Here is a 6218-nt window from a genome sequence, read left to right as displayed (position 1 = left end):
CGATCGCCAAGCACTGGTGTACGGGAGAATATGCAATAGGTTATCGCAAGGTCGCCATCCCATGTCTCCAGTACCTGCACGCCAACATGATGCCGGAGGTGTGTATGACGCAATCTAGGGATCACCTCGATGGATTCTTGTTCGCTACCGTCGGCAGCTTTGCTAACAAGTATTAAAGTATGACCGCGCACGCCGCCTTCGACATTATATGGTTCTTTCGCGATCTGTGTGGGCGACCATTGGGGTCAGATTGCGTCTGCCGGCGGCTTCGGAGAGGATCAGATCCAGTAAAAAACCACCACTGGGAAAGCGCCGATGTTGTCCACCGAGCACCGCTTGTTTACCGCCGCCCTTGGTCTGTCTGCGCCCTGGGGAGTGAGCGACGTTCGCTTTGATGCCGAGGCGGGACGGATCGACTTTGAGGTCGACTTTGCCAAGGGCAGCCGCTTCACCTGTCCGGGCTGCGGTGCCGAGCACCAAGCGGTGCATGACACGCGCAAGCGCACCTGGCGCCACCTGCACTTTTTCCAGTACGAGGCCTATATTCACGCCCGGCTGCCGCGGGTGCGCTGTCAACAGTGCGGGCAGACGACCCAGGTGGCGGCACCTTGGGCCCGTCCCGGCAGCGGCTTTACGCAACTGTTCGAGGCGTTGCTGGTGACGCTCAGTGCGTCGATGCCGGTGAACACGGTTGCTCGCTTGCTCGGTGTTGGTGACGATGCGATCTGGCGTGTACTTGGCCACTACGTCGAGCGCGCTCGGCAGAGGGCTGATTACAGCGCGGTGCGTGCTGTTGGGGTGGATGAAACGGCCTCGCGCCGCGGGCAACGCTACATCACGCTGTTTCACGACTTCGATGGGCAACGTCTGTTGTTTGCCTGCGAGGGGCGCGACCAGCGCACGGTCGAGCAGTTCGCGCACGATCTCACTGAGCACGGTGGCGACCCGAAGGCGGTATCCGCTGTGTGCATGGATATGTCCGCGGCGTACCAGGCCGGAGCGCGCAAGCACCTGCCCAATGCCGAAATCACCTTCGATGCCTTTCATGTGATTCAACTGGCCAATGAAGCACTCGAGCAGGTGCGCCGTGCTGAGGTCAAAAGTGAGCCCGGCCTGCGCCATAGCCGCTGGATCTGGCTCAAGGACCGCTCCCGCTGGAACACCCGCCAGATCAATCAGTTCCACGATCTGCGCCGCAGCCGGCTGAAGACGACACGGGCGTGGCACCTGAAAGAAGCGCTGCGCGAGCTCTACGCCTGTGCCGCCGATCGTGAGCACGCCGCGATCCTGTTCAACAAGTGGTATCAGTGGGCGCGCCGGTGTCGTCTTGAGCCGTTCAAGCGCCTGGCCTTGACACTCAAAAAGCATCTGCAGGGTGTGCTCAACGCCTTCGACTCGCGTCTCTCCAACGGCCGCGTCGAGGGCATCAACTCTCTCATCCAAGCGGCTAAGGCCCGTGCCCGTGGCTACCGAACCTCCTACAACTTGATCACCATGGCTTATCTCATCGCTGGTAAGCTCGTCCATCTTCCCTCGACACCCTACCGCCGTCCTACCAAGCCCGTGGGCGCGCTTCCGGCCTCAATCTGACCCCAATGGTCGCCCACACAGATCGCGAAAGAACCGATTTTTCCGCAGGTTCAGATTGCGATTATTGGACGCCAATGATCGACGCTGCGAGATCACTGTATCACGACGCGGCCGTATTCCGTCGGTGGTGAACTGGCCTGCCAGCGCGCGTGAGGCTCCTCAATCGACTGTCGCGCCAACCCTAGCCGGCCCGCGGATCGCGTCCCAGAGGCTGATGATCCGCGCACGGTAGTTTGGATCGCGTGCCGCAAGCTCCGCGTGCAAGCGCGGGAGGTTGTGATACGGAACGATCGGATACAGGTGATGTGCGGTGTGGTATTTCATCCCGTGCGGCTGAAGGATATCGGCAAACGGCGAGATGACGGTGTAGCTGTCGCTGCGCTGATCGTGCCAGCTCGAGGGACGTTCGAGCAGCGTCTCAAGCCCATGCTCCAGCGGGACATGCAGTGCGAGCAGCAGCCAACCGCCGGCGAGCACCAAGTAGAGCCATAGCAGGGCTTCGGGGGCGAGGACGCCGACCAAGACCAGGAGCGCCAGCGAAAAGCGACTGCGGGCGACGATCTCGCGCCGATGCCGCGCGTCCGGGATGTTGGCCCGGCGGACACCGCGGCGCTCTAGGAACCTGGCGATTGCAGCCTCGCCAGCAGTCCCCCCGAGGCCGGCCGCAACGACCTGGAGCAGATTCACGAGAGGAAGCACCGGTGGCGCGAGCAGCAGGACGACAACCGCAAATCCAGGGTTGTGCCGCAGCAGCAGGTATTGGGGGTCGGCGGCGGTGCGAAAACTGCTTGGCGCATGGTGCGTTAGATGTGGCTTGTAGAAGCGGACCACCGGAAACAGCGAGACGGCGCCGGCGCTGTAATCCCACAGCAGGCGAAAGCGGCACATGCGCGGGTCTTGGTAATGGTGAACGATATCGTGGCCAAAGATGCTCGCGCGGTGAATCGACACGACGGCAAGCAGGTAGGCCAGCAGCATACTGATCGCCCCCTCGGCATGCAGCAGCCAGATAAAGCCGAGTAGGAAGCCACTGAAGTCGATCGCGAAGTCGCGATAGTAGCGGCGCATATCAAGCTTGTAGTGCTGTTTGTCGATCGCGGAGGGGCGTTGTTGCGCCATATGGCTGGACCTCATGACCGTCGTGCGATGATGCTTTAGGCGACGCGGCGCTTGAGGGCGCGGCCGGCGAAGTAGAGAAACAGAAATGCGGGCATCAGAGCGACGTGGAAGGTGCCGTAGAGACCGAGACCGGCAACCCCTTCGCTGCCCAGCGGGATCAGCATGGACGCTGCCAGCGAAAGCAGGATGCCCACGCACATCATCCAGGAGCCGGAGCCCTCGCGAAGCCCGCGCAGATGCAGACCGAGGGTGAGCAGCATCACCACGGAGCTTGCCGCGACCAGCACCAGGAGGTTGTCCTGGGTCGCGACGATCCAGGCCGTGACCGCCAGCGCGATCAGACCGATTCCGAAGCTGATCCGCAAACCCAGCATCGACATGAACTGTCGCGCCGTCGACATCAGCAACGTGAAGATGCCCAGCGCAATCACAACGCGCGTTGCGCTGCGCATGGGGATATCCGCTGGATGGCCGGTGCCCTCGATGAACCCATGGTGGATGGTGCCGAGCAGATTGGCCAGCGCCGCCAGGAGGAGATAGAGCGCGAACAGGCCGGCGGCGGAGGTCCGATCCTGATCCGAACGGAAGGACAAACCCGCCAGAAAGGCGATGAAGACCGCGAGGATGGCATTGGTCAAAGCGGAGAGCGCGAGCTCGGTCATGGCGTGACTCCGGTTGACGCCGGCCTCGATGCCAGTGATCGGCCGCGGCGAGCGATGCGGCGACGGGCGACGACGTCGAACAGTTCGTCGAGCCACAGCAGCCGCGAGAGACCGATCATAAGACCGTAGGTCAGGACATAGCGCAGCAGGGAGACATCACGGCGACGGAAGCCGAACGGCATCGGCGAGACGTACTCATCCATCCGCGCCCGCTCGTCAGATCCAACCGCGTCGGAGGTCATGAGCCGCAGCAGTAGCGGCGATGCCGGTACCCGCACCGCCCTTGAGAACAGCCCCCAGTCACGACGCGGATCGAAGCGCGCGAAGAGCTGGCGAAGGCTGTCCTCCTGCATGGCCTTCATCATCACCTCGAGGTACCAGAACGGGCAGGTGATGTTAGGGTTACTGCGCGCGTAACCCAATAAGGCGTCGAGCGCGGCAGCATCGGCCTCTGCCTCGGCGTGCATGGTCTCCGCGCCCGGAAGGACGACGCGCCCGGACCACACACGCGCGGCATAGATGCACTGGAGCTCGATCATATAAGGCAACGAGAGGATGGTCGGCCGTGCGAAGCCAAAGAAGGCGAGCGAGGGGTCGTCCGGATGGAAGACGAGCCGGTGCAGGCGGTCGGTTGGCACCGCGGCCAGCTCTTCCGGCAGGAACGAGAAATCAGGCTGGTAGCCGAAGCAGCAAACGATGTGGCTCGCGCGGACCTCGCGACCGTCCTCGAACACGACCCTGTCGCCAACACAGCGCGCAATGCCCCGCGCCGGGGTCACACGACCGTTCCAGACATGCTCGAGGGCATGGCCGTTCTTGTTGAAAAACTGGCGGTACAGGGGGAGATCGTTCTGCCACTCCGCCACGCCGTGGCCCTGGTAGGAGAAGACGCTGCCCGAGGTGGCGAGATTGCCGAGATGACGCATCCCTCGCGCAGCCTTCTGTGGAGTCGTCATCAAGCCGATCAGCCCAGACGAGTACTCGTCCAGGGCCATGTCGTCGCGCGCGTAGAACCCCGGCGGCTGCCCACGCCGCAGGGGCGCCTTGCGGAAGAAGTGCTGCCCACCGCGAACCGCCCAGGTGAGGTCGGCGCCGGTCTCGCTCGCCAGGTCGTGCACGATGTCCGCCGCGGTCTCACCGCCGCCATAGACGATCACATGATCACCGGCACCGACGCCCAGGTCGAGCGGGTGCTTGAGCTCGGCGGTGTGGACCAAGGCACCGGTGAAATCGGCCACCGGCCCGGTAATCGGCCTGGGACGCTGGTGGACACCGGTTGCGACCGCGAGCCGCTCGACCCGGAAGCTGCGACCGTCCTCGGTCTCAACCTGCCATAGGCCGTCTATCTTCCGGGCGCGCGCAACCCGCGCGCCGGTGACGATGCGCTCGGTCAGACCGAACCGCTCGGCGTAGCGCCTCAGGAAAGCGAGCGCGTCCTGATGACGGAAGAAGGTTCCGGCCTCTGACCCCATCGAGAGGTCCGACGCCTCAGTCACATGGCGCGAGGACGACGACACCGTGTTGCGCATCACGGTGATGGTGGCGGGATCGTCCGAATAGTTCCACACCCCGCCGAGGTCGGCTCGGCGCTCCAGGAGTGTCACCTCGAGCCCAGCCTCGCGGGCATACTTGGCGGCATAGAGGCCGGCCCAGCCGGCGCCGATCACAAGGAGATCAGTGATCGGTTTCATGGATCTACTTTCACAAGTTCGGCTTTTCGAGCCATGGCAGAGCCCCTAGTCGTGTTCAAAAATGACGCATTGAGGGAAAAGCAAGAACGACCCTAATCATTTGATTTTCATGCCCTATCTCTATGCATGCAAGAATCCAGGACTCGACCGGTTTAGGTCACCCCGGCAGACCGCAGGCGACATGCATCCAGAGTTGGCGCCGCCAACGTTCCTCTCCTGCCGGCAGTCTACCGACCGACGCCGGGCCGCTCGAACCCCGGCTCGGGGTGGGCAACGCCATCTCAGGATGTCATTTGGCATCTGCTGGATAAGGGCCCGGCGTAACCAGAGTATCGACGATTCGGAGCATATCCGTTGCGGCGGTGTTGCACCGCACCGCTCGGCCTGATGTCTCCGGGCGAGGCCGCGGAGTGAACACCTGCACGGCGCGCACGAACTGCGCGGGGCGTCTAAACGTCGTTCCAACACCCTTTGCGACGACCCAGCGCGTAAGCGCCCGCTCCTGCGGCAGGACGCGATGCGCGTCGATCAGTAGCGTTAGCCCAAGCGCCAGTGCCTCGGATACCGACTGCGGACCGGCCTTACCGATAAAGAGGTCGGCGATCGCCATCAACCGGTGAACGTCGTCGCGATAGCCGAAGACCAGATGCGGGAACGGCAGCTGCTCCGACGCGAGTTCACCCGCGAGCGTGTCATTCCGCCCGCACAGGAAGACGATCTGCGACTGGGAGCCGGCAGTGGCCAGCGCACGGGCAAGCTCGAGCATGCGGGGGCTGCCATGCCCGCCATAGGTCATCACGAGGGTCGGCCGGTCGGGCTCCAAACCGAGCTTCGCTCGCGCGCCGCCGATGTCGACAGGCAGCGGCTCGAGGAACGCTGGGCGGATCAGCATCCCACCCGTCGCAAAGGTGCGCGCTGGCGGGTGCCGCTTGGCGCGCAGCCGCTTCAAACCCGTCTCGGTGCCGGTGATCGCGACATAGTCCGCTCCCCTGGGAAACCAGACGAAGGGGGAGATCTCGGCCCAATCCGTCATCATGATCGCGAAGGGAACCGTGCCGCCGCGATACGCACTGATGGCGTCGATCATGGCGGGATTGAGCACCGGCAGCATCGAGACGACCAAATCGGGTCGCATGTCCAACAGGAGCTTGGCGAA

At 63.5% G+C, this 6218-nt stretch carries 5 protein-coding genes; 1 reads left to right on the top strand and 4 read right to left on the bottom strand.

Translation table 11 applies throughout. The features are described 5' to 3' along the window. Positions 1 to 315 precede the first annotated feature (315 nt). Complete coding sequence (locus tag ACY693_RS13500) at positions 316 to 1590, top strand: ISL3 family transposase (protein ID WP_462322349.1); 1275 nt, start codon at positions 316 to 318, stop codon at positions 1588 to 1590. Positions 1591 to 1749: 159 nt separating this feature from the next. Here the strand turns inward: ACY693_RS13500 and ACY693_RS13495 are convergent, their stop codons facing one another. The 4 genes from ACY693_RS13495 to ACY693_RS13480 all read right to left on the bottom strand — a co-directional run bounded on the left by ACY693_RS13495 (position 1750) and on the right by ACY693_RS13480 (position 6173). Beyond that, positions 1750 to 2709: a fatty acid desaturase gene (locus ACY693_RS13495; protein WP_462322348.1), complete on the bottom strand. Its 960-nt coding sequence runs from the start codon at positions 2707 to 2709 to the stop codon at positions 1750 to 1752. A gap of 35 nt (positions 2710 to 2744) precedes the next feature. Next, positions 2745 to 3371 carry a DUF6962 family protein gene (locus tag ACY693_RS13490; protein WP_462322347.1) on the bottom strand — a complete coding sequence of 209 codons (627 nt, stop codon included), beginning with the start codon at positions 3369 to 3371 and terminating at the stop codon, positions 2745 to 2747. Continuing rightward, positions 3368 to 5062, bottom strand: coding sequence for a flavin-containing monooxygenase (locus ACY693_RS13485; protein WP_462322346.1), 1695 nt, complete (start codon positions 5060 to 5062; stop codon positions 3368 to 3370). The genes ACY693_RS13490 and ACY693_RS13485 overlap by 4 nt, the downstream gene beginning before the upstream one ends. 289 nt (positions 5063 to 5351) lie before the next feature. Beyond that, positions 5352 to 6173 carry a glycosyltransferase gene (locus tag ACY693_RS13480; protein WP_462322345.1) on the bottom strand — a complete coding sequence of 274 codons (822 nt, stop codon included), beginning with the start codon at positions 6171 to 6173 and terminating at the stop codon, positions 5352 to 5354. Positions 6174 to 6218: the final 45 nt, after the last annotated feature.

It is taken from the genome of Halochromatium sp. (assembly GCF_054919635.1).
This window is presented reverse-complemented; position numbering and strand designations above follow the sequence as displayed.